General features: G+C 62.4%; 1 protein-coding gene and 1 pseudogene. One reads left to right on the forward strand and one right to left on the reverse strand.

Annotated elements, in window-relative coordinates; translation table 11 throughout:
• Positions 1 to 223: pseudogene (locus WS62_RS34925) on the reverse strand (T6SS effector phospholipase Tle3 domain-containing protein); the annotation flags it as partial.
• An 82-nt stretch (positions 224 to 305) separates the two neighbouring features.
• On the opposite strand from WS62_RS34925, the gene WS62_RS25495 reads away from it, so the two are divergent.
• Positions 306 to 787 (forward strand): helix-turn-helix domain-containing protein (locus tag WS62_RS25495; RefSeq protein WP_197422920.1); only part of this gene is annotated, 482 nt, incomplete at its 3' end.

Here is a 787-nt window from a genome sequence, read left to right on the forward strand (position 1 = left end):
AATGGGCATCGAGCCGGTTCGCGTGGATGTCCTGATACTGGCCGCGCGTCAGCAGATTGCCGTCGCTGTCCGCCACGCGGCTCTTGACCTCGCCCGGCCTGTTCACCTTCGCGATCTCGTTGTCCGCGGCCCGATAGCCCCAGTAGAACGGGAGAAACATGCTGTGGGTGCCGCTAGTTTCTGAGCGTTCGTAGAGGTACATGTCCGGATCACGCAGTATTTTTGGTTCATCGCAGTAAACCGTGGAGGGTTTGATGGCGATTGCGTAACCTGACGCCTGATTCTATAGAGGTCAGGAGGAAGAATTGCACGATCGCAAGGCACTTCAGGCACTGGGCGGCTGGACCGGCTATCGGTTGGAGCGGGTGGAATGGCCGGAAGGAGGCGGCGGTACGCTGTCGCTGTATCTGAAGCCGGTCAGCAAGGTCATGCACTGCGAACAGTGCGGAGCGCGCTGCCAGCAAATCCACGAGACGACGGTTCGGCGAGTGCGCGATCTGCCGCTGTTCGAGTACCGAGTCGTGCTGCATGTCCCCCGCCGTCGGGTCTGGTGCGAACACTGCGGCGGCCCGCGACTGGAGAAGCTGGCGTGGCTGGGCCGCTACCAGCGGGTGACGGAGCGGTTCGCCAAGGCCTGCGAGAAGCTGCTGCAAGCGGCCAGCGTGCAGGCAGTCGCAGCCTTCTACGATCTGGGATGGCACACGGTCAAATCGATCGACAAGATGCGCTTGCGAGCGCGTGTGGCCGAGCCGGACTGGTCGACGATCCGCTATCTGGCAATGGACGA

It is taken from the genome of Burkholderia sp. ABCPW 14, assembly GCF_001523835.1.
Taxonomy (GTDB): Bacteria; Pseudomonadota; Gammaproteobacteria; order Burkholderiales; family Burkholderiaceae; genus Burkholderia; species Burkholderia mayonis.